At 73.3% G+C, this 21,656-nt stretch carries 21 protein-coding genes; 3 read left to right on the top strand and 18 right to left on the bottom strand.

All coding sequences use genetic code 11. The annotated features are described in order from the left end of the window. Positions 1-40: 40 nt before the first annotated feature. The 4 genes from CR162_RS10365 to CR162_RS10350 all read right to left on the bottom strand — a co-directional run bounded on the left by CR162_RS10365 (position 41) and on the right by CR162_RS10350 (position 3,386). Positions 41-1,714: a sensor histidine kinase gene (locus CR162_RS10365; protein ID WP_099095470.1), complete on the bottom strand. Its 1,674-nt coding sequence runs from the start codon at positions 1,712-1,714 to the stop codon at positions 41-43. Between the two features lie 62 nt (positions 1,715-1,776). Beyond that, the gene (locus CR162_RS10360) at positions 1,777-1,995 is read right to left on the bottom strand and encodes a NepR family anti-sigma factor (RefSeq protein ID WP_099095469.1); all 219 of its coding nucleotides are present in this window, start codon (positions 1,993-1,995) and stop codon (positions 1,777-1,779) included. Then, positions 1,995-2,537 (bottom strand): sigma-70 family RNA polymerase sigma factor, encoded by a 543-nt coding sequence (locus CR162_RS10355; protein ID WP_245870252.1) that lies wholly within the window; start codon positions 2,535-2,537, stop codon positions 1,995-1,997. The genes CR162_RS10360 and CR162_RS10355 overlap by 1 nt, the downstream gene beginning before the upstream one ends. Before the next feature lie 348 nt (positions 2,538-2,885). Beyond that, positions 2,886-3,386 (bottom strand): sigma-70 family RNA polymerase sigma factor, encoded by a 501-nt coding sequence (locus CR162_RS10350; protein ID WP_099095468.1) that lies wholly within the window; start codon positions 3,384-3,386, stop codon positions 2,886-2,888. A 52-nt stretch (positions 3,387-3,438) separates the two neighbouring features. Here CR162_RS10350 and CR162_RS10345 point away from each other — a divergent pair, with 52 nt between their 5' ends. Both CR162_RS10345 and CR162_RS10340 read left to right on the top strand, forming a co-directional pair. Then, positions 3,439-4,167 carry a response regulator gene (locus CR162_RS10345; RefSeq protein WP_099095467.1) on the top strand — a complete coding sequence of 243 codons (729 nt, stop codon included), beginning with the start codon at positions 3,439-3,441 and terminating at the stop codon, positions 4,165-4,167. A gap of 274 nt (positions 4,168-4,441) precedes the next feature. Next, a complete protein-coding gene (locus tag CR162_RS10340) occupies positions 4,442-4,603 on the top strand; it encodes a DUF1328 domain-containing protein (protein WP_099095466.1) in 162 nt (53 codons plus the stop codon). Between the two features lie 257 nt (positions 4,604-4,860). On the opposite strand, the gene CR162_RS23100 is transcribed toward CR162_RS10340, so the two are convergent. Then, the gene (locus tag CR162_RS23100) at positions 4,861-5,217 is read right to left on the bottom strand and encodes a hypothetical protein (RefSeq protein WP_099095465.1); all 357 of its coding nucleotides are present in this window, start codon (positions 5,215-5,217) and stop codon (positions 4,861-4,863) included. Between the two features lie 253 nt (positions 5,218-5,470). Between CR162_RS23100 and CR162_RS22375 the strand changes: the two genes are divergently transcribed. Beyond that, positions 5,471-5,608, top strand: a complete 138-nt coding sequence (locus CR162_RS22375) for a hypothetical protein (RefSeq protein WP_176559799.1) — start codon at positions 5,471-5,473, stop codon at positions 5,606-5,608. An 86-nt stretch (positions 5,609-5,694) separates the two neighbouring features. On the opposite strand, the gene CR162_RS10330 is transcribed toward CR162_RS22375, so the two are convergent. The 13 genes from CR162_RS10330 to hpf form a co-directional block, all read right to left on the bottom strand. Continuing rightward, positions 5,695-6,297 carry a DedA family protein gene (locus tag CR162_RS10330; RefSeq protein ID WP_099095464.1) on the bottom strand — a complete coding sequence of 201 codons (603 nt, stop codon included), beginning with the start codon at positions 6,295-6,297 and terminating at the stop codon, positions 5,695-5,697. Further along, entirely contained in the window at positions 6,294-7,967 is a 1,674-nt protein-coding gene (locus tag CR162_RS10325) for an ArnT family glycosyltransferase (protein ID WP_099095463.1), read from the bottom strand. The genes CR162_RS10330 and CR162_RS10325 overlap by 4 nt, the downstream gene beginning before the upstream one ends. Positions 7,968-8,113: 146 nt before the next feature. Next, positions 8,114-8,830, bottom strand: a complete 717-nt coding sequence (gene ung, locus CR162_RS10320) for a uracil-DNA glycosylase (RefSeq protein WP_099095462.1) — start codon at positions 8,828-8,830, stop codon at positions 8,114-8,116. 4 nt (positions 8,831-8,834) lie between these two features. After that, entirely contained in the window at positions 8,835-9,965 is a 1,131-nt protein-coding gene (gene prfB / locus CR162_RS10315) for a peptide chain release factor 2 (RefSeq protein WP_099095461.1), read from the bottom strand. A 231-nt stretch (positions 9,966-10,196) separates the two neighbouring features. Continuing rightward, positions 10,197-11,147: a calcium-binding protein gene (locus CR162_RS10310; RefSeq protein WP_099095460.1), complete on the bottom strand. Its 951-nt coding sequence runs from the start codon at positions 11,145-11,147 to the stop codon at positions 10,197-10,199. Positions 11,148-11,302: 155 nt separating this feature from the next. Continuing rightward, entirely contained in the window at positions 11,303-13,906 is a 2,604-nt protein-coding gene (locus tag CR162_RS10305) for a penicillin-binding protein 1A (protein WP_099095459.1), read from the bottom strand. A gap of 134 nt (positions 13,907-14,040) precedes the next feature. Further along, complete coding sequence (locus CR162_RS10300) at positions 14,041-15,150, bottom strand: glycosyltransferase family 4 protein (protein WP_099095458.1); 1,110 nt, start codon at positions 15,148-15,150, stop codon at positions 14,041-14,043. Between the two features lie 72 nt (positions 15,151-15,222). Further along, entirely contained in the window at positions 15,223-16,866 is a 1,644-nt protein-coding gene (locus tag CR162_RS10295; protein ID WP_176559803.1) for a heparinase II/III family protein, read from the bottom strand. After that, positions 16,866-17,528: a ribulose-phosphate 3-epimerase gene (gene rpe / locus CR162_RS10290; RefSeq protein ID WP_245870245.1), complete on the bottom strand. Its 663-nt coding sequence runs from the start codon at positions 17,526-17,528 to the stop codon at positions 16,866-16,868. Before rpe ends, CR162_RS10295 begins: the two co-directional genes overlap by 1 nt. A 166-nt stretch (positions 17,529-17,694) precedes the next feature. Then, complete coding sequence (locus tag CR162_RS10285) at positions 17,695-18,987, bottom strand: RsmB/NOP family class I SAM-dependent RNA methyltransferase (RefSeq protein WP_099095456.1); 1,293 nt, start codon at positions 18,985-18,987, stop codon at positions 17,695-17,697. Positions 18,988-19,078: 91 nt separating this feature from the next. After that, complete coding sequence (locus CR162_RS22800) at positions 19,079-20,542, bottom strand: methyl-accepting chemotaxis protein (RefSeq protein ID WP_141563127.1); 1,464 nt, start codon at positions 20,540-20,542, stop codon at positions 19,079-19,081. Beyond that, entirely contained in the window at positions 20,533-20,802 is a 270-nt protein-coding gene (locus tag CR162_RS22010; protein WP_141563126.1) for a hypothetical protein, read from the bottom strand. The genes CR162_RS22800 and CR162_RS22010 overlap by 10 nt, the downstream gene beginning before the upstream one ends. Before the next feature lie 123 nt (positions 20,803-20,925). Then, positions 20,926-21,594 carry a ribosome hibernation-promoting factor, HPF/YfiA family gene (gene hpf / locus CR162_RS10275; protein ID WP_099095454.1) on the bottom strand — a complete coding sequence of 223 codons (669 nt, stop codon included), beginning with the start codon at positions 21,592-21,594 and terminating at the stop codon, positions 20,926-20,928. Positions 21,595-21,656 lie beyond the last annotated feature (62 nt).

Here is a 21,656-nt window from a genome sequence, read left to right as displayed (position 1 = left end):
TTGCCCCGTCAACGCCGCGCTTCCGGCCGGGTTGCGCGGCTCAGCCCGCCTCGCTCTCCGCCTCGCGCCGGCGCAGGGCGAAGCGCAGCACCAGCTCCGTCCCGCCCGCGCCGTGGATCTCGATCTCGCCGCCCAGATGCTGCGCGAAGCCGCGGATCAGCGTCATGCCGATGCCCTGCCCGCCCTCCTGCTCGTCCAGCCGCATGCCGAGGCCGTCGTCATGCACCTTCAGCGTCACCTCCTCTCCCTCGGCATGGACCGAGACGGTGATGGTGCCGCTGCGCGCGTCGGGGAAGCCGTGCTTGATGGCGTTGGTCACCGTCTCGGTGATCAGCAGCGCCAGCGACACCGCCTGGTCGGTGACGATCTCCAGCTCGTCCGCCTCGACCACCAGCTTGATGCGCTGCCCCGGCCGCTCGCCCAGCGCGGCGAAGAGCTGCTGGCCCAGCTCCTCCAGGAAGGGGCGCAGCGCGATCACCTCGAAGGTCTGGTTGGTGTAGAGGTGCCGGTGCAGCGTGGCGAGCGCCTGCACCCGGTCCCGCGCCGTGACGAACTCGGCCCTGGCGCGCGGGTCGCGCAGCCGGTTGGCCTGCAGGTTCAGCAGCGAGGCGACGATCTGCAGGTTGTTCTTCACCCGGTGATGGATCTCGGCCATCAGCAGGTCGCGCTGGCGCAGCGCGGCGCGCAGCTCCTCCTCGCGGGCGCTGATGGCCTGGGCGGCATCGGTGAAGGCCTGCTCCAGCGCGCGCACCTCGTCCGGCTCGCCGCGCAGCGCCTTGCCGCCGAAGGGCGCGCCGGGCCGCCAGCGCCGCACCCGCTCGGCCAGGGCCCGCAGCGGCCGGGCGATGGCGATGTCGGCGCCGAGCACGATCACCACCAGGCAGGCGAACAGGAAGGCGGCCAGCTCCACGGCGCGGCGCAGCAGCACGGCATGGGCGGCGCGGCGGATCTCGCCGATCGGCAGGCCCACCAGGAGATGCAGGCCAGGGTCGAGCCGGGTGCTGGCATAGGCGAACTCGGCCCCGCCCACGGCGCGGGTTTCCAGGGTGGTGCTGCCGGCGGGCTGGCGGGCCAGCCCTTCCAGCACCCCGCGGGCGGGCAGCTCCGCCGCGGCGGCCTGGGTGAGCGGCAGGGCGGCGCTGTCGCGGTCGATCAGCCAGAGGCGGCGGGCGGCGCGTTCCTGGCTGCCTTCCTCGCTGCGGACGAAGAAGTCCAGCAGCAGGCTGGCCGCCACCACGCCCTGGACCTCGCCCCCCATCACCAGCGGCACGGCGCCCACGATGATGGGCCGGCGGGTGACCGGACCGCGCATGAAGCTGCCGAGCGCGAATTGCCGCTGCGCCATGGCATTGCGGAAATAGGAACGGCCGGAGAAATCCTCGGCGCCCGCATGGGGCAGCCCGCTGCAGCGCGGGCGCCCCGCCGTGTCGAGCACCCAGAAATTGGAATAGCGCGCCCCGTACAAAGCCAGCAGCGAGCGCAGAAAGGCGCCGCAATCCTCGGGCGAGGCGGCACGGACGTGGCTGTCCTCGGACAGGCGCGCCAAGGTCTGGCGAAGGCTCTCGATGGTGGAGCCGTGGCGGGCGGCGGCGACGTCGCCCAGGATGTTGGCGGTCCGGCGGCCGGTCGCCAGCTCGCTCTCATAGCTGAGGATGGCATTCGCCCCGGCGATGCCGACCACCGGCACGCTGGCGACCATCAGCAACAGGAGCATGCGGCCACGAACGCCGCGGAGAAGTCTGTTCAGCGCCCACCCTTCCGGGGGCGCCGGAAGCCTCATTTCCTGGGACTTTGATCCCGGTCCTGTTCGATCAGGCGAAGCAGTTCCTCCGGAATGGGTTCCTTGGCGATGTCGTCATACATCGCGTGCAGGCCCCGCTGCAGCCAAAGATCGAAGGCGGCATCGGAGGTGCCCTTCCGGGCACGCCCCGAGGCCGAGCGGTTTGGCTTGGCAGCCGGTTCCGCCAACATGCGCTTGTCCGCTCGATCGTCCATCACATTCCCGGATGCAGCACTCGCGTTTCAGCTGCGCTTCCGCTCCGGATGCTACCACCGCGGCGCCGGGCTTCGCCAGACTTCGCCTGTGCCTTGGCCTGCGATTGGGCGGCCCGCTTGGCCGGCTGCGGCTCGCCCATCAGCCAGGCCTCGAGCTGGCGGCGGGCGCGGAACACGCGGCACTTGGCGGTACCCACCGCGCAGTTCATCGCCTCCGCGGCTTCCTCGTAGGACATGCCCTGCACCGTCACCAGCATCAGCGCCGTGCGGTGGTCGGCCGGCAGGTCGGCCAGGCGGCGGCGCAGCTCGCGCAGCGCCATGCTGTCCTCCTGCGCGGCCGGGCGGGCCAGCGCCTCGGCCGGGGCGTTGTCCATGTCGCAGGTGTCGCGGCGGCGGCGGATGTCGGACAGGAAGCGGTTGCGCAGGATGCGGAACATCCAGGCGCCGAAATTGGTGCCCGGCGTGAAGCTGTGCTGCGCGGCCAGCGCGTTGCTGACGGCGGCCTGCACCAGATCGTCCGCGTCCGCGCGGTTGCGCGTCATCGACACGGCCTGGACACGCAGGCGGGGCAGGATGGCCACAAGCTGCTCATGAAAGCTCGGGCCCTGCGCGGCAGCCCCGACAGAAGCATCGACATGGCCGGCTTTGGTGGAGATCGCGGTCATCATGGTGCTTTGCTCGTCTTGCATGCCCCACCAATGCAGGGGCGCGTTCGCCGGTTGCATCGCAGAGGCGCATAAATTTCATGCCTGATATGCAAATAGTACATGAAACTGCTCAAGCTCCCGCTCGCTTCATGCCGCAGCCATTGATGTCCGCCACCCTTCCCTTCTTTCCCCACCCCACCGCCTCCGGTGGCCAGGGGGAGCCGCGCCGGGAGCCGCGCCGCCTCAAGCTTCTTGCGCGACCGGCTCCAGGCCGCGCGCGAGGGCGGCGCGGGCGCGGGCCACGCGCGCCTTCACCGTGCCCACCGGCACCCCGCACACCACCGCCGCCTCCTCATGCGAGAGGCCATGCGCCCCCACCAGGATCAGCGCCTCCCGCTGCGGCAGCGGCAGGCGCTGCAGGGCCCGGGAAAGGTCCGCCATGTCGTTGCGCGCCTCCTGCTCCGGCGGCGGCGGGCTGGGCTCGGGCATCCGCTCCAGGGCGCGCCGCTCGGTGCCCCGCCGGCGGATCTGCTCCAGGAAGACGTTCCGCAGGATGTGGAACATCCAGGCCCGCAGGCTGGTTTCCGGGTCCCACTGGGCTTCCGCCCGCAATCCGCGCAGGATGGCTTCCTGCACCAGATCGTCCGCCAGCGCCGCATCCCGCGCCAGGAAGCGCGCGAAGGCGCGCAGGTCCGGCAACAGGCCGGGCAGCCGGTGGCGGATCGGGTCAGTTTGATTTGCCATTCTCATCCAAGCGCCGTCTTCCTGAACCATAGGACCGATACGAGGGCCACACATGAACGCCGTAACCCAAGCCGAGCTTCTGCGGAGCCTGCCGCCCGCCCGCCGCTATGCCCGGGCGCTGACCGGCAGCCAGACCGCCGGTGACGGGCTGGTCGCCTCGGCCCTGCGCGGCGGCCTGCCGCCGCTCCCCGCGCGGCTGGCGCTCTATGCCGGCGTCACACGCCTGGCGCCGCCGCCCGCGCCCACGCCGGGGGGCGGCGCCAGCCTTTCCCCCCGCCACCGGCAGCTCCTGCTGCTGACGGCGCTGGAGGAGCTTTCCGTGGCGGACGCCGCCACGGTGGTGGGCGTGCCGCTCGACGTGGCCGAGACGGAACTGGCCGAGGCGCGCGACGCGCTGCGCCGCGCCGCCGCCACCGAGATCCTCGTCATCGAGGACGAGCCGATCATCGCCATGGATGTGCGCCAGCTCGTGGAGGCCTGCGGCCACCGCGTGGTGGGGGTCGCCGCCAGCGAGGCGCAGGCGGTGCGCCTGGCGCAGCAGAAGCGCCCGCGGCTGATCCTGGCCGATGTGAATCTCGGCGCGGGGGGCGACGGCATCACCGCCGTCAACCGGATCCAGCGGGAGCTGAAGGTGCCGGTGATCTTCGTCACCGCCTATCCGGAGCGGCTGCTGACGGCCGAGCAGGTGGAGCCGGCCTTCGTGATCAGCAAGCCGTTCGAGCCGCTGGCGCTCGCCATCGCCACCTATCAGGCGGTCTCCTCCACCGTGCCGCTGGACTGAAACCGTGCGGCGAAATGCCGCGTTGCTTCGGCACTCCCACGGGGCGGGCCCCGTGGAACAGACCGAAGGAATCGCGGACATGACGCGGGATCGCGAGGCCGGCCGCCAGCCCTGCAGGCACCCTCCCCGGGGCCGCTGGCGGAACGGGCCGGCCCCGGGCCTTCCCTTGGGGCTTCCCTTGGGCCTCTCCGCGCGGCGCCGGCCCGCCATGGTCCTGGCCCCGCTTCCTTCGGGCTGACGCCTCTCCTCCCCTCGATCCGAAGGACAGCGCCTCATGCTCTACTGGACCCTCATCTTCCTCGTCATCGCCCTTGTCGCCGGCGTGCTGGGCTTCACAGGCGTCGCCTCCGCCGCCAGCGGCATCGCCAAGATCCTGTTCGTCATCTTCCTGGTGCTGTTCCTGGTGTCGCTGGTGGCCGGACGCGGCTGGGTCTGACCGGGCGCGCGCCCCGCCTGCCCGCCTGGCGGGCTTCTCGGAAAACCCCGCCGGGCCCAGGCCCGGCGGGGTTTCTGTTGCGGGCTTTCCGGCGCCAGCCCGCCGCGGTCCGGACAAGGACACCGGACAAGGACATGGGAAGGGAGCGGCGGCCCCTTCGCCGCGCATGCGGAAGGCCGGGGCGGACAGCGTCCGCCCCGGCCTTCGTTTCCTGTCGCCTCATCCGCGGCGCCACGGGGCGCCGGCCGGATGCCGCCTCAGCGGCGCGGGCCGTGCTGCGGATAGGCGCCCGAGGTGTTGGAATCGGTGGCGCGGTCATAGGCGCGGGTGGCGGAGGTGCCGGGCGGGTTGACCCGCGTGCCGTCCGACTGCGACGGATAGGCGCCGGAGGTGTTGGTGCCGGCGGCGCGGTCCAGCGCCCGGGTGGCGGCGGTGCCCGCCGGATTGGCCGGCGTGCCGTCCGACTGCGCCGGATAGGCGCCCGAGACGTTGGTGCCGGCGGCGCGGTCCACCGCGCGCTCCGGAGCGGTGCCGGTGGGCGAGGAACTGCAGGCGGCGAGGCCGAGCAGGGCGGCGGAAATGATGATCGCCGGAATGATCTCGCGCTGGCGCATGGCCTGGTAACTCCGAAGGATGTTGCGTCTCGGGCGCCCCGGGGCTAGCGGCGGAGGCCGGGGCCTCGCCCTTTCGGGGCCGCCGCCAGCCCCATAGGGCGTGCTCCCGGTCAACGCCGCGCCACGGTGGAGGTTCCAGAGACGCGTCGCAAAAATGGCGCCGCTCCATCCTGGGCGACACGCGCCGAAACCCGCTCAGCGCCGCCGCGTTCAACCGCCATCGATGTTCCCTGCATGATGTGGTCCATCCTCTGTGCGCGTTTCGGGAAGCCCGAAGGTCCACCTCGCCAGGCCCGTTCCGAAGGAGAAGGTGATGCGTTCGATCCTGTTGTGGCTGCTGGGCATTCCCATTCCCATCATCATCCTGCTGCTGATCTTCGGCGTGCTCTGAAGACCGCCGCCTGACGGGCGCATGAAAAAAGGGGGCCACGTGGCCCCCTTTCGCATGTCCGGGCTGCAAGCCTCCGGCTCCGGCCCTCAGCGGGCCGTGCGCCTCGTGCGCCAGAGATGCCACAGATACAGGCCGATCACGGCAGCCACCACCACATAGCTGAGCGGCTCGATCGCCGCCTCCACCTTGCGGTACTGGTCGCGCAGCAGGTAGCCCGCCCCGGCCAGTACCGTCACCCAGAGCAGCCCGCCCACCAGGGTCCACAGGTAGAAGACCGGGCGGGTGATGCAGGCGAGCCCCGCCGGGATCGAGATCAGCGTGCGGATGGCGGGCAGCATGCGGCCGAAGAACAGCGCCACCGGGCCGTGCCGGCGCAGCGTGTTCTCCGCCTTGTCCATGTCCTCGCCCGAGACGCCGAACCAGCGGCCATAGCGCGCCACCAGCGGGCGGATGCGCTTGCTGCCGATGCCGCGCGCCACCTCGTACCAGACGCCATTGCCGATGACCGAGCCCGCCGTGCCGGCCAGGATGGCCGCCACCAGCGACATGTCCCCCTCCGCCGCCGCGAACCCCGCCAGCGGCATGATCAGCTCGGACGGGATGGGCGGGAAGAGGTTCTCCAGGAACATCAGGAAGAACACGCCGGCCGGGCCGGCGCTGCCGACCGTCTGCGTCACCCACTCGATCATGGCACCGCCTGGAACAGGCGCAGCGTCAGCCGCCGGCCGCGCGTGTAGTTGTAGCCTTCCACCAATCCGATCTCCCGAAGGTTCAGCCCCGCCCGCATGGCCGCCGCACGGAAGCCGGCCTGGTCACGGTCGCCGATGGCGACGGTGCGGCCCGGCTCCGCGCCCAGAAAGGCGGCCCCGGCCGCGCCGTCGCGCAGCAAGGCCGTCCCCGTCCCGGTGGCGAAGACCATCGACGGCTCATGATAGCCGACGACGCCGAAACCGCCCTGCACATCCCCGGTAGGTGCGGCCTCGGCGAGGCGGGCGGCGAGGCGGGGGCCGATCCAGGGCGCCTCCAGCCGCGGCAGCACGCCGCCCAGGATCAGCCCGTAGACCGGCACGGCCAGGATGGCGCCGAGCAGCGCCGCCCGGCCCGGCCCGCCGCGCCGCAGCATGGCGGTGACGCCCCCCGCCAGCAGCAGCGCGGCGGGCAGCACCAGCAGCGCCACGGGGTCCACACGGCGGTCGGCCAGCCAGGGCAGCAGGGCGGCGGCCACGCCCAGCGCCGCCGCCACCAGCCAGAACAGGCCGAGGCCGAGCCCGGAAAGCCAGCGCGGCGCCGGGCGGCGCAGCGGGTCCATCGCCCAGGCGGCGGCCAGCAGCATCAGCGCCGGAAAGGCCGGCAGGGTGTAGTGCGGCAGCTTGGTGGCCACCGCCTCGAACAGCAGCCAGGTGGGCGCCGCCCAGGCAAGCAGGAAACGCGTGCCGGGGCTCATCCGGTCCCGCCAGGCGGCGGGCAGCGCGCGCAGCACCAGGAAAGCGGCGGGAAAGGCGGCGAGCGCGAAGGTGGCCAGGTAGTAGCCCGGCGGCCCCCAATGCGCCTCCTCGCCCGAGCCCACCTTGGAAAGCATGTCGCCCCCCACCGCCTCGGCGAAGAAGCGCCCCTCGGTCGCGATGCCGATGGCCACCAGCCAGGGCGCCGCCATGCCCAGCATCAGCGGCACGCCCCAGAGCGGGCGCAGGGCGCGCAGCCAGCCGGCGGCGCGGTCGGCCACCGCCAGGGTCAGCCCCGCCAGCAGCGCCACCATCGGGCCGATCGGGCCCTTGAGCAGGATGGAAACGCCGAGCACCGCCCAGAACCCCGCCGCCTGCCGCGCCGTGAAGGTGCCGGGCGCCAGATAGGCGCGGCCGAGCAGCCCCATCGCCGCCGCCACGGTGGCGAGCAGCGCGGCATCGGTCTTGGCGATGTGGGTCTCCACCACCAGCACGGTGCAGGAGGCCAGCAGGGCGGCGCCCAGGAAGGCGGCGCGCCGCCCCACCAGCGCGCGGCCCCAGTGATAGGTGGCCAGCACCGCCAGCAGCGCGCCGAGCAGCGAGGGCAGACGGTAGGGCCAGATCTCGCCGCGGTGGCCGAGGCCGAGCGTTTCCACCGCCCGCACCGAGGCGGCCTGCGCCCAGTGGATGCCCACGGGCTTCTTGTTGCGCTCCTCCTCGCCGAAGCGGATGCGGACATAGTCGCCGCTTTCCACCATCTGGCGGCTGGCCTGGGCGAAGCGGCTTTCGTCGCGGTCGCCGGGCGGCAGGGAGGCGAGGCCGGGCAGCCAGAGCGCCAGGCAGAGGAGGCTCAGCCAAAGGCGCGGCCAGCGCGCTTCCGGCAGGCGATCGAGGATATCACGCGGGAAAAGCGGCATGGCGCCCGGGGCTTAGAGCCTTTTGCCGGGCGTTGGTAGCGGCAAAGCCATGGCAGCCCCGCCCTGCCCCGCCGGCAAGGGCGGCCAGGAGCCGGAAGAAAGGCGGGGTCCGGGAAATTCCTTCCCAGGCCCGGCCTTCTTTCCCCTCAGTCCAGGCGCCAGTCGACCTCCGCCCGGCCGCGGGCGCGCAGGAAGTCGTTGGTCCGGCCGAAGGGGCGGGCGCCGGCGAAGGGGCTGGGGCTGGTGGCGGCGCGGGCCGCCGCCAGGGGGGAGGGATGGTCGGATTCCAGGATCAGGTGCCGGCCGGCATCCAGCATGGCCGCCTTCCTGCGCGCATGGCCGCCCCAGAGCAGGAAGGCCACCGGGGCTTCCCGGGCATTGACCGCCTGGATGACCCGGTCGGTGAAGGCGTGCCAGCCGGCCCGGGCGTGGCTGCCGGCCCGGCCCCGCTCCACCGTCAGGCTCGTGTTGAGCAGCAGCACGCCCCCATCCGCCCACCGGGTCAGGCAGCCATGGTCCGGGACCGGGACGCCGAGATCGGCGTGCAGTTCCTTGTGGATGTTGCGCAGCGAGGGGGGCACGCGCACGCCCGGCGGCACGGAAAAGGACAGGCCCATGGCCTGGCCGGGCTGGTGGTAGGGGTCCTGGCCGAGGATCACCGCCTTCATGGCGTCCAGCGGCGTGCGGGCGAGGGCCGCGAAGACCAGCGGCTCCGGCGGGAACACCGCCTTGCCCGCCGCGCGCTCCGCCGCCAGGAACTCCGCCAGGGCCGCCATGTACGGCGCGTCGAACTCGGCGCCGATCGCGCTTCGCCAGCAGGGCGGCAGGGCCGCGCGGGCGGCGCTCCAGGCGGGGTGCGTCACGGCTTCAGCGCGCGTTCGCGCTGGCCTCGGAGCGGGTGGCGCCGACGCGGGAGGCGAGGGCGGCGGCCATGAAGTCGTCGAGGTCGCCGTCCAGCACCGCCTCGGGATTGCCCTTCTCGACGTTGGTGCGGAGATCCTTCACCAGCTGATAGGGCGCGAGCACATAGGAGCGGATCTGGTGGCCCCAGCCGATATCGGTCTTGCCGGCCTCGGTGGCGGCGTTGATCTCTTCCCGCTTGCGCAGCTCCAGCTCGTAGAGGCGCGCCTTCAGCATGTCCATGGCGATGACGCGGTTGCGGTGCTGGCTGCGGTCCTGGGTGGAGGCGGCGACGATGCCGGTCGGGATGTGGGTGAAGCGCACGCCCGATTCGGTCTTGTTGACGTGCTGCCCGCCGGCGCCGGAGGCGCGGAAGGTGTCGGTCTTGAGGTCGGCCGGGTTGATCTCGATCTCGATCTTGTCGTCGATCACCGGAAACACATAGACGCTGGCGAAGCTGGTCTGGCGGCGCGCGGCGGCGTCGAAGGGGCTGATGCGCACCAGGCGGTGGACGCCGCTCTCGGTCTTGAGCCAGCCATAGGCGTTGGGGCCGCTCACCTGGATGGTGGCGGACTTGATGCCGGCCTGCTCGCCCTCGGATTCCTCCGTGAGCTGCACCTTCAGCCCGCGCTTCTCGGCCCAGCGCGTGTACATGCGCAGCAGCATCTGCGCCCAGTCCTGCGCCTCGGTGCCGCCGGCGCCGGCATTCACCTCGACGAAGCAGTCCCGCATGTCGGCCTCGCCCGAGAGCAGGCTCTCGATCTCGCGGCGCTTGGCCTCGGCGGCGAATTCCTTGAGGTCGGCCACGGCGGCGTCGGCGGTGGCGGCATCGCCCTCGGCCTCGGCCAGCTCGACCAGCTCCAGCGCGTCGGTGACGTTCTGCTGCAGCTTCCGCACGCCCTCGATCTGGTCGGCCAGGCGGTTGCGCTCGCGCATCACGGCCTGGGCCTCGTCGGGCTTCTCCCACAGGGTGGGGTCCTCGGCGCGGGCGTTCACCTCGTCCAGCCGGCGCAGCGCCACGTCCCAGTCCAGGTGGCGGCGCAGCAGGGCGATGGAATCCTCGATCTGGCCGCGCAGGGCCTCGGCATCGGCGCGCATCGTGTCTTCCTTCGCTCGCACAGGGTCCGGCATCGCCCGCCCGGCCGCCCATGCGGGCGGCCCGTGCAGACAACCCGCGGGCAGCGCGGCCGCCCTGGCGAGAGGCCGCCAGCCCCAGGCGGGGCGGGGCAGCGGGGCGGACAAGGCTGCGGGGTGGGCGGGGATACTATCCCGCCGCCCACCCTGTCCAGTGGTCGCGATGCCTTGCCCGGCCCTTGCCGGGCGCCGGCCTCAGCCGATCAGCGGATCGTCGTTGCGGCCCTCGTAGAAGCCGAACTGGACATAGTGCGCCGTGGCGGCATCGAGGTCGGCGCCGTAGACCGCCTGCACATCCGCATACTTGTTGAGGTAGGTCACGGCGTCGAAGCTGTCGCGCGAGCGCCCCTCAGCATAGCCGTAATTGACGAAGTGGGAGATGCCCGCATCGTAGTCCACGCCGAAGACCTGGAGCAGGTCGTCATGCGAGGCGATGTATTGCAGCCCGTTGAAGTCGCCGCGCTGCCGCCCCTCGGCGTTGCCATACTGGATGTAGTGCGTCGCGCCGGCCGAGCGGTCCGCGCCGAAGGCCTGGATCAGGTCGTCATGGCCGGCGATGTATTGCAGGCCGTTGAAGCCGGCCGGGTTGCGCCCCTCGCCGAAGCCGAAGCCGATGTAGTGCGCGATGCCCTGCTGGGCGTCGGCGCCGAGGGCCCCGATCAGGTCGTCATAGCCGGCGATGTAGTCGAGGCCGCTGAAGGCGTTGGTGGCCCGCCCCTCGGCATTGCCATACTGCACGTAGTGCCAGGCGGCGGCGCCGGAATCGATCCCGAAGACGGGGATCAGGTCCGGGTTGGAGGCGACATAGCGCTGCGGGTTGAAGCCGGGAACGCCGCTCAGATCGACCTGGCCGTTGTCGAAGTCGATGCGCTCGATGTTGACCATCCAGCTGACATTGCCGTTGCTGCGGTCCTGCACGGTGACCACGCCACCGACGGCCTGCACGGCATAGCGGCCGGCGGCGCCGGCATAGGCGGCGACGTCGTAGCCCGGGCCGCCATCGATGTAGTCGGCGCCTCCGCCTCCGGAGATCCAGTCGTCACCTTCACCACCATAGATGTCGTCGTTCAGCGTGGTGCCGGAGATACGGTCGTTTCCGGCGCTGCCGACGATCTTGTTGATAGGGGCAATATAAGGGCGGACCATTTCGGCGTCCTCAGATTTTAAGTTTTATGAGACGCCTCACTCTGCCTTATTATTGAGAACGCGAAGCAAAAAAATCAAACTTCCCCGCTCAAGTCTTGGTGAATGCCGCGCTGCGGGGCGGAAGGCGCCGGAAAGGGCGCCCTCCGCGGGCCGGCTCAGTAGAGCCCGCCCAGGCTGTTGTCGACGCCCGCGGGCGTCTCGGAGGAGATCACCGTGTCGCCGCTCGGGGGCCGGGCGGCGTCCTCGGTGCCGGGGCGGAAGGGCTCCAGGATGGTCTGGCCATTGTCGAGGCGCAGGCGCACCAGCGCCACGCCGGGCGGGGCGCGGAACGGCACGGGCGGGCTGTCCTTCAGCGCGGCGGACACCACCTCCTGGAAGATGGGCGCGGCGTTGCTGCTGCCGGTCTCGCCATTGCCCAGGCTGCGCGGCTCGTCATAGCCCATCCACACCGCCACCACGATGTCCGGGGTGAAGCCCACGAACCAGTTGTCCAGGTAGTCGTTGGTGGTGCCGGTCTTGCCCGCCACGGGGCGGTTCAGCCCGGCGCCCGCGCGGGTGCCGGTGCCATATTGCACCACGCCCTGCAGCAGCGAGACCATCTGGTAGGCGGCGATCGGGTCGGTGATCTGCCGGCGCTCGTCCACCAGCCGCGGCGGCGCCCCGTGGGGGCCCGAGTCGCAGCCCTCGCAGCGGCGCGTGTCGGCGCGCCACACCACCTTGCCGAAGCGGTCCTGCACCGAATCGATCAGCGTCGGCACCACCTCCTTGCCGCCATTGACGAAGGAGGCGTAGCCGGCGGCCATGCGCATCACCGTCGTCTCGCCGGCGCCGAGCGCCATGGACAGCACGCGCGGCATGTTGGGGATGACGTGGAAGCGCGCCGCCGTCTCGGCCACGCGGTCGATCCCCACCTCCTGCGCCAGCCGGATGGTGACGAGGTTGAGCGATTGCTGCAGCGCGGTGCGCATGGTCACCCAGCCGCGCGGCTGGCCGCTGTAGTTGCCGGGCTTCCACATCCCCTGCGGCGTCATGATCTCGATCGGCCCGTCCAGCAGGCGCTGGTTGGGCGGGATGCCCATCTCCAGCGCCGGCAGGTAGACGAAGGGCTTGAAGGAGGAGCCGGGCTGGCGCAGCGCCTGGGTCGCGCGGTTGAACCAGGACTTCTCGAAGGCGTAGCCGCCGGCCATGGCCAGCACGCGGCCGGTGGCGGGGTCGAGCGCCACCACCGCCCCCTCCACCTGCGGGATCTGCCGCAGGGAAAGCCGGCCCGGCCGCGCCTGGGTGCGGCCCTGCGCCTCGCGGCCGGGAACAGGCTCCACCATCACCACGTCGCCGGGGCTCAGCACGTCCTGCATCCGGCGCGGCGCGGCGCCGAGCCGGCCGTCCCGCACCGGGCGGGCCCAGCCCACATCGTCGAGCGGCAGGGTGCCCTGGCGGGGCTGCGCCTGGGCGCGGCCATCGGGGCGCTCCAGCCAGGCCAGCCGCGCTTCCCGCGCCTCGACGCCCAGCACCACGGCGAGCTGCCAGCCCGGCTGCATGCCGCCCGGCCGCTGCACCGCCTCCAGCGCCGGCATCCACTCGGTGGGCGCGGCGGAGATCTGCGCCACCGGGCCGCGCCAGCCGCCGCGGCGGCGGTCATAGCCGGTCAGCCCCTCGCGCAGCGCCCGCTCGGTGGCGGCCTGCAGCTCCGGCTCCATGCTGGTGCGCACCACGAGGCCGCCCATGGTGGTCTGGTCCTGGCCGAAGCGCGCGACCAGCTCGCGCCGCACCTCCTCGGTGAAGTAGGGGCCGGTGGCCACCAGGTCCGGGCGGGTGCGGCCGCGCGCGATGAGCGGCTCCTGCTTGGCGCCCTCCGCCTCGGCGGCGGTCAGCGCGCCCTCCTCCACCATGCGGTCCAGCACCCAGTCGCGCCGGGCCTTGGCCGCCTCGGGGAAGCGGTTGGGGTTGTAGTTGTTGGGCGCCTTGGGCAGCGCGGCGAGAAAGGCCATCTCGCCCGGCGTCAGCTCGTCCAGGCCCTTGTTGAAGTAGTTCCAGGCGGCCGCCGCCACGCCATAGGCCTGCTGCCCGAGGAAGATCTCGTTGAGGTAGATCTCCAGGATGCGGTCCTTGGGCATGGCGCTTTCCAGCCGGAAGGCCAGGATCGCCTCGCGCACCTTGCGCAGGATGGTGCGGTCATTGCCCACCAGCATGTTCTTGGCGACCTGCTGGGTGATGGTGGAGGCGCCGACGGCGCGCCGCCCCGTGGCCATGCCCTCCACATTCGTCACCACCGCGCGGGCGATGGCCAGCGGGTCCACGCCATGGTGGGTCCAGAAGTTCTGGTCCTCGGCCGAGACAAAGGCGGCCTGCAGCCTCGGCGGAATGGCGCCGATCGGCACGAAGACGCGGCGCTCCAGCGCCAGCTCCGCCATCAGCTTGGAGTCGGCCGCGTAGATGCGGCTCATCTGCGGCGGCTGGTAGTCGGCCAGCCACTCATGCTCGGGCAGGTCGGCCGCCGCCTGGCGGTAGAAGCCGTAGCCCGCGATGCCGCCGACCGCCACGCCGGCCAGCCCCAGCACCAGCCCGAGCTTGGCCATGCCGAGCAGGAAGCGCCCGATGCCGCGGCGCCCGCCGCCGCCGCCCTTGCCGCGGCGCCCGCCGCGCGGTGGCCGCGGCGGCGCGCCAGGGGGAGCGCCGGGGGGAGCGGCCTCGGGCGGGGAGGGAGGGGTGGCGCGCTCGCCCACCAGCGGGCGATCGGCGCGAAGTTGGTTCGGTGCCATGGCGGGCTCCCCTTACACCCTCGGGCAGCAACGCGCGAAGCGCCGAGTGGTCATCCGGCTCAGATGGGCAGGGCTCGAGCGTCACGCCAGGGTGAAAACGGGCGGCGCGGCACGCGAGGCCGCCCGCCCTCCCTTCAAAGCCCGAGCAGGTCCAGCGTGCGGCCGATCACCCGCGCCTCGTCGAAGCGCGCCAGGGCGCGGGCGCGGCCCGCTTCCCCCAGACGGGCGCGCAGCGCCGGGTCGTCCGCCAGGCGCCCCAGCGCGGCGGCCAGGGGCGCCACGGCGCGCGGCGGCACCAGGAAGCCCGTCTCGCCCTCCGCCACCTGCTCGCGCGGGCCGCGGATGTCGGTGGCCACCACCGGCAGGCCCGTCAGCATCGCCTCGATCACCGACATGGGCAGCCCCTCGAAATGGCTGGGCAGGCAGAACACGTCCGCCGCCGCCAGGATGCGCGCCACGTCGTCGCGGTAGCCCAGCAGCCTCAGGCGCGGCCCGAGCGCCCGCCGGGCGCGGGCGAAATCCTCCGCCATGTCCGGCCCGTGGTCGGTGGGCAGCCGCTCGCCCACCACCCAGAGGGTGGCGCCGGGCACGGCCTCCATGGCCCGCAGCAGCTCCACATGGCCCTTGTGGCGCACCAGCCGCGAGACGATCACCACCACGCACTCCTCCGGCGCGGCGCCGAGCTCGGCGCGCAGCGCGGCGCGCGCCTCCGGGTCGGGGCGGAAGCGCGCCGGGTCCCGGCCATTGCCGATGCCCACCGCGCCACGCGCGATGCCGAGGCGCCGCGCATCGGCCGCCTCCTCCTCGCTCACCGTCAGGAACACATCGGTGGCGCGGCCGCCCAGCCATTCCAGCCCCATCGACAGGCCGCGCCGCCAGGCGGGGCCGGGCTGGTTGAACAGGAAGCCATGGCCCGTATAGGCCACGCGCGGCACGCCTGCCGCCCTGGCCGCCGCCCGCGCCAGCAGGCCGGAGATCGGCATGTGGGCATGAACGAGGTCGAAGCGCTCCTCGCGGAAGATGCGCAGCAGGGCGGCAAAGGCGCGCGCCTGCGCCAGCGGGTTCAGGCTGCGCGCCATGGGCACGGGGATGATGCGGAAGCCCTCGGCGCGCGGCACCTCCAGCAGCGGGCCCTCGGCGCAGAGGCCCACCACCTCATGCCCGCGCGCGCGGGCGCCGCGCATCACCGGCAGCACGAAATGGCGCATCGAGAAATCGACGTTGCAGACTTCAGCGATCTTCATTCGGCGAAAAAAGGCCGGGGGAATGAATTCCCCCGGACCCCCTTCTTTTTTTTCTGTCGGTGGGTGTGAGCCTCAGTCGTCGGCGGCGCTGGCGCCGGACTGGTTGGCGCGGCTCAGCGCCCACTGGACGGAGGGCGTGCCCACCTCGGCCGAGAGCACCACCTGGCTGGTGCGGCGCGGCTCGCCGGCCATGAACACGCTGTCCTCCACCGAAAGCTTCGCTCGGCTGGCCCGCAGGCGCCAGGAGGCGCCGGAGGGGAGGCGCAGCAGCACCGCGTTGTCCTCCAGCTGCGGGCTGGCGACGACGCCGGGATGCAGGTGGAAGCGGACCGCGTAGGCGGGCAGGTTCTCGCCCTCGACCGAATCCTCGCCGCGCAGGTCGTCGCCCGATTCGGACAGGTAGAGGCGGCGGCGGTGCAGCGCGCCGAAGCCGCGGCGGTAGCCGTCATGGCTGGCATCCAGCCATTGCGCGCCATTGGCCTCCTGCCGCTCGGCCTCCACCGCCTCGGGGCGGCGGCCAAGGCCCTCCTCGCGCAGCTCGCTGCTGTTGGTGTCGGACAGGATCAGGGTGGAATGCGCGGCGGTGGCGCGCAGCGCGTCGCGCCACGGCCCCTCGGCCGCCGGCGCGGCGCCGCAATTGACGATCAGCCGGTCGCGCCCCACGGACATCTCGAAGGCCAGCGTGCCGGCATGGTGAAAGCGGTCCGCCTGCCGCGGCAGGCCGGCGGGGCCGAGCGCGGCGCGGCCCTCCGGCGGCGCGCCGCAATCGGCGATCACCAGGGTGCGCCCCGCCTGCAGCCGCTGGAACCCCGCCTCGGCCAGGATCAGCGGCGCGCGGCCGCGCGCCTGCCCCTGGGTCAGCACCAGGTCCACCAGTGCTGCGCCCTCGTCGCGCGTGCCGTTGAACAGGGCGAGCCCGCCATCGCCGTGGCGGAACAGCCGCAGCGCGGGCGCCGCGCGGTCCAGCGCCAGCGCCAGGTGCGGCGGCGCCTCCAGGTTGGAGCCGTGCAGCAGGTTGCGGATCTCGATCAGGTCCTGCACCGCCAGCAGGAGCTGGCCGGGGCTGCGCTCCACATGCGCGCCGTCGGGCAGGATCTGGCGCTCGATCTCGACCGGCAGCACGCGCAGGCAGCGGGCGATCCAGGCCTCCTCGGCCAGCGCCACGGAAGCGGCCAGCGCCCCCTTCAGCGCGGCGAGGCTGCCGCGGTGCCGCCCCTCGGCCGGCAGCGAGGCCACCAGACCGCGCGCATCCTGCGCCAGCCGCACCATCAGCGCGCGGCGAAAGGAATCCTCGGCCGTGGCGGCCAGGAAGTCCCAGTGGCCGAGCCAGGCGGAAAGCCGCGCGCCCGTCACCTCCGGCACGGCGGCGACGGATTCGGTGCCGCCCTGGGAAAGCCAGTCGGTGGTCAGGTCGCGGGCGCGCAGCCGGGCGCCGTCGGTGCCGAGCGCGCGGAGGTCGCGCAGCCAGGCGAAGCCGTGCACGGCGGCGCGCCAGGTGGCGGAGCCGCTGCCCTCGGCCCAGCCCTGGCCGCCCTCCTCGGCGGTGGTCAGCGGCCGGGCGGTGCCCGCCACCTCGCACTCGCCGCGCAGCAGGCGGTGGCCACGGCCGGCATCGCCCGGCCAGAGGTCACGGAAGGCGCGCGCCGGCGCCTCGGGCACCCGGATGGGCTTCAGCCCGGCCACGATCCGCCGGGCGCCGCGCAGCCAATCCGACATCAGGCCAGGCCTCCGCGCAGGGCGGCAATGGCGGCGGCATAGTCCGGCTTGCCGAACACGGCGGTGCCGGCCACCAGCACGTCGGCCCCCGCCTCGATGCAGAGCGGCGCGGTCTCGGCCGTCACCCCGCCATCCACCTCGAGCGCGATCTCCCGCCCCGTGGCGTCGATCATGCGGCGCAGCTCGGCGATCTTCGGCAGCTGGCTGTGAATGAAGCTCTGGCCGCCAAAGCCCGGGTTCACCGTCATCACCAGGATCAGCTCCACCATGTCCAGCACCGGCGCCACGACGGCCGCCGGGGTCGCCGGGTTCAGCACCACGCCGGGGGACCTGCCCAGCGCCCGGATGCTCTGCAGCGACCGGTGCAGATGCGGCCCGGCCTCGGCGTGCAGGCTGATGCGGTCCGCCCCCGCCTCGGCGAAGGCGGGCAGGAAGGCATCGACCGGCGCGATCATCAGGTGCACGTCGAAGGGCATGCGGGTGCGGCCGCGCAGCGCCTTCAGCACGGCGGGGCCGTAGCTGATGTTGGGGACGAAATGCCCGTCCATGATGTCGAGGTGAAGCCAGTCGGCCCCGGCGGCATCGATGGCGGCGACTTCTTCGCCCAGCCGCGCGAAATCGGCGGCCAGCAGGGACGGAGCGATTTTGACGGGGCGTGTCACGAGGGAAGTTATGCCTTTGAGGCTGGGGCGGGACAAGCCGCGCAGGGCCGGTGGGGTCGCGGAAAACACGGAAAGCCGCGGATGGGGGCCGCATAAAGGGGCCGCCATCCCGCCGCGTCCAATCCCCTGCCGGGGATTTCGCAATAACAGATCGGAGAGAAGGCGCTCATTCCGCCCGGAAGCGGGCGATGAAGAAGCCATCCAGCCCCCCCTGCCCGGCCCAGAGGTCGGGGCGGGTGCGCAGCCAGCCCTCGGGCTGGAGGGCGCCCTCCAGCCCCGGCACCTCGGCGGGGAGGATCGGGTCGGGGCGCAGGCCGGGGGCGCCGGTGCGGGCCTGCGCCTCCCCCTCCTCCGGCTGCAGCGAGCAGGTGGCGAAGACCAGCCGCCCGCCCGGTGCCAGCAGCCGCGCCGCCGCCGCCAGCAGCGGCCGCTGCAGCCCGGCCAGGGTGCCGATGTCGGAGGGGCGCTTCAGGTGCGGCACGTCCGGGTGGCGGCGGATGGTGCCGGTGGCGCTGCACGGCGCGTCGAGCAGGATGGCGTCGAAGCGCTCGCCGGGGTTCCAGAGGGCGGCGTCGGCCTGCACCAGCTCCGCCTCCAGCCCGAGCCGCGCCAGGTTCTCGCGCAGGCGCTGGAGCCGGGTGCCATCGCGCTCCACCGCCACCACGCGGGCACCGGCGGCGGCGAGCTGCGCCGTCTTGCCGCCCGGCGCGGCGCACAGGTCGGCCACCCGCTCGCCGGGGCGCACGGCCAGCAGCCGCGCCGGCAGGGCGGCGGCGGCATCCTGCGCCCAGGCGCGGCCGGCGGCGAAGACCGGCAGCTCGGTGATGCGCGTGCCGGCGGGAAAGCGCGCCGTGCCGGTGGGCAGGCGCTCCGCCCCTTCCGGCCATTCCGTGCCGGGCAGCAGGGACAGGTCGAGCGGCGCCGGCGCGCGGTGGGCGCGGGCGATGGCGCGCACCGCCGGGCCATAGGCGCCGTGCCAGGCGGTCCAGAGCCAGCCGGGCGTGTCGAGGCGCTCGCCATCCAGCTCCTCCAGCGCGGCGGGGCCCTGCTCGGCCACGCGGCGCAGCACGGCGTTCACCAGGCCCGCGAAGGGGCGGGGCACGAGATCGACGCAGCTCGCCACCGCCGCGTGCGGCGGGGTTTCCAGCAGCAGCAGCTCGGCCGCGCCGATGCGCAGCGCGTTGCGCACCTCGGGCGGCGGCTCGCGGCGCAGCAGCGGCTCCAGCACGGCGTCCAGGCTGCCCAGGCGGCGCAGCACGGCGGCGGCGATGCGGTGGGCGGCGGCGCGGTCGCGCGCCTCGGCGGGGGGCAGGGCGTCCAGCGCCTCCTCCAGCCCGCGATGGCGGTCGAGCACGGCGCCCACCAGCGCCAGGGCGGCGCTGCGGGTGGGGTTGCGGGGGCGCGCGGCAGGTGCGGGGCGGGACGGGCCGGAACGGGGGCGGCGGGCGGGCGGCTTCATTGTCGCAGTGCTATGGGCCGGAAGGCAGGGCGCTGTCGAGCGCCCAACGCGCACCGGCAGCCCTGCCCTGCGCGGCCCCCGGGGCTGCCGCTCAGGCGGTGCGCAGCCCATGCAGGGTGCGGACGACGCCCCCACGCAGCGCCCCGTCCTGCTGGCGCAGCGTTTCCGCCAGGCCGGTGAGCGGCGCCACCAGCCCGGCCGTGTCGGACAGCATGGCGGAGGTGCTGGAAACGGCACCGCTGACCCGCCCCGATTCGGTGGCGACGCTGCTGGCGGCGCGGGCGATCTCCCGCGTGGCCTCCGCCTGCTGCGCCACCGCCTCGCCGATCAGCCGCGCGACGCACTGCACCTCGGCCACCACCGCGGCGATGCCCTGGATGGCGGAGGCCGCCTCCTGCGCCGCGCCCTGGATGGCGCCGACCTGGGCGCCGATCTCCTCGGTGGCGCGGGCTGTCTGTCCGGCCAGCGCCTTCACCTCGGTGGCCACCACGGCAAAGCCCTTGCCGGCCTCCCCCGCGCGCGCCGCCTCGATGGTGGCGTTCAGCGCCAGAAGGTTGGTCTGGTTCGCGATGTCGCTGATGAGGCGCACCACGTCGCCGATCCGCGTGGCGCTCTGCATCAGGTCCTGCACCGTGGCGTCGCTGGCGCCGGCGCGGGCGGCGGCCTGGTCGGCCACCGCCGATACCTGCCGCACCTGCCGGGTGATCTCGGCCACCGTGGTGGCCAGCTCCTCCGTGGCGGCGGCCATGCCATGCGCTTCCCCGCTGCTGGCGGTGGCGGCATCGGCGGCGGTTCCGGCGCTGTCCCGCGCCTTGCCGGCCGCCTCGGCCAGGCGGCCGGCCAGCGTGCCCAGCTCGGCCACGGCCGCCTCCACCCGCACGGCCACGCTGCCCACCGAGGCCTCGATCTGCTCGGCCAGGGCCAGGCGGGCCTGGCGGCGCTTCTCGTCCTGCTCCCGCTCGGCCGCCTCCTGGGCAGCCTCGGCGGCGCTGGCCTGCGCCTCGGCCGCGGCGGCGTTCATGCGCGCCTCGGCGGCGGCGGCGGCGGCCTGTTCCAGGCTGTATCCCAGCCAGATCAGCGGCACGGCCTCGGCCAGCAGGACGGCGGCGTGCAGCAGGACGCGCGGCAGCGCCTGCCCCGCGTCCGGAAAGATGGCGAGGGGCAGCAGCAGCCCGAGGCCCAGGTGATGCAGCGCCACGAACAGCGTGGCCAGCGCCACCGGCCGCGCGTCGCAGAAGCCGGCCACGAGGGCCAGGGTGGCGAAGTAGGCCATGTGCATGTCGACGCGCCAGGCCTCATCCACCCGCCACACCAGCAGCGAGACGCTGAACATGATGGCGACCGCCATCGCGTTCCGCGTGGCCAGGCCCAGCACGTCCCGGTACGCCAGCAGCGAGCCGCCGAGCGCGGCGAGGGCGGCCAGCGCGGCGGCGAGGCCGGTGGGCAGGCCAGGGCGCGGGGTGGCCCACTCCACCGCCAGCAGGACGGGGACGCAGGCCCAGAGCAGGCCCAGGATGAAGCCGGTGAAGCGCCGGCGCAGGGGCGTCAGGTCCATGGGGTGGCCGCCTTCCGGCCGGGGGCGCAGCCGGCGCCGCCACCCGCGGCGAGGGCCAGCCAGGCCCGCGGCGGCAGCGGGTGCGCGGCCTCCAGCACGGCCAGCACCACGGGCGGCGCGGCGCGCAGAAGGCGCATCGGCCGGTGCCCGCCTTCGCTGGTCAGCAGCAGCGCCTGCTCCGGCGCCAGGCCGGCGCCGAACAGGATGGCCACCGGCTGCCCCGGCGTGGGCCAGAACCGAACCGCGCCCAGCAGTGCCATGGCAAGGCCAAGGCATGCTAGGCTTGAAAAGGCAGAACGCATCCTGGCCTCCTGAAATCCGGACGGAAACCAGGATGCGGGAGAAAGATGACTCCTTCGTTGCTTTGTGGAGGATGCCCGGGCTCAGGCGGCGGCGGGGTCGATCCAGCCCACATGCCCGTCCGGGCGGCGATAGACGACGTTGAGCTGCCCGCTGGCGCGGTTGCGGAACATCATCACCGGCATCTGGCCGAGATCGAGCCGCATCACCGCCTCGCCCACGGTGAGGCGGGCGATCTCGGTCGGCGTCTCGGCGATGATGGCGCCATGCTCGGCGCCGTCCATGTCGTCCGCCGCGCCCGCGCCGTTCGCGGCGTCGGCGGCGGGGGCGTCATTGTCCAGGCCGTCCAGCAGCACGGCGGGATCGACCGGCTCGTCCGGCACGTCCGCGGGCTGGGCCAGCACCACCTGGCGCGCCGTCTCGGCGGTGGCGGGCAGCCGCTCATCGGCCAGGTTGCGGGAATGCTCGTTCATGCGGCGGCGATAGCGGCGCAGGCGCTTGGCGATGTGCGCGGCCGCCACGTCGAAGGCGCGGTGCGCGTCCGGCCCCTCGCCCTCGCCGCGCAGGCTGAGCCCGCGGCCGGCATGGATGTCGATGACGCAGGAGAAAAAGGCGCGGTTCTTTCCGAAGGTGACATAAGCCTCCAGCGCATGGTCGAAGTATTTGCGCGTGACGGCATTCAGCCCTTCGGTCACGTGGACCTTCAGGGCCTCGCCGGTCTCGACCTGTTTCCCTGCGACAATGATATGCATGGCGGGCTAACCCCTCCTTCCTGCTGGGGAGGGGCCGTCCCTTCGGACGGCGGGGCGGGCGG

The sequence above is a fragment of the Teichococcus rhizosphaerae genome, assembly GCF_002631185.1.
Classification (GTDB): Bacteria; Pseudomonadota; Alphaproteobacteria; order Acetobacterales; family Acetobacteraceae; genus Pseudoroseomonas; species Pseudoroseomonas rhizosphaerae.
The sequence above is the reverse complement of the archived record's forward strand: the minus strand, read 5'-3'. Positions and strand labels throughout refer to the sequence as shown.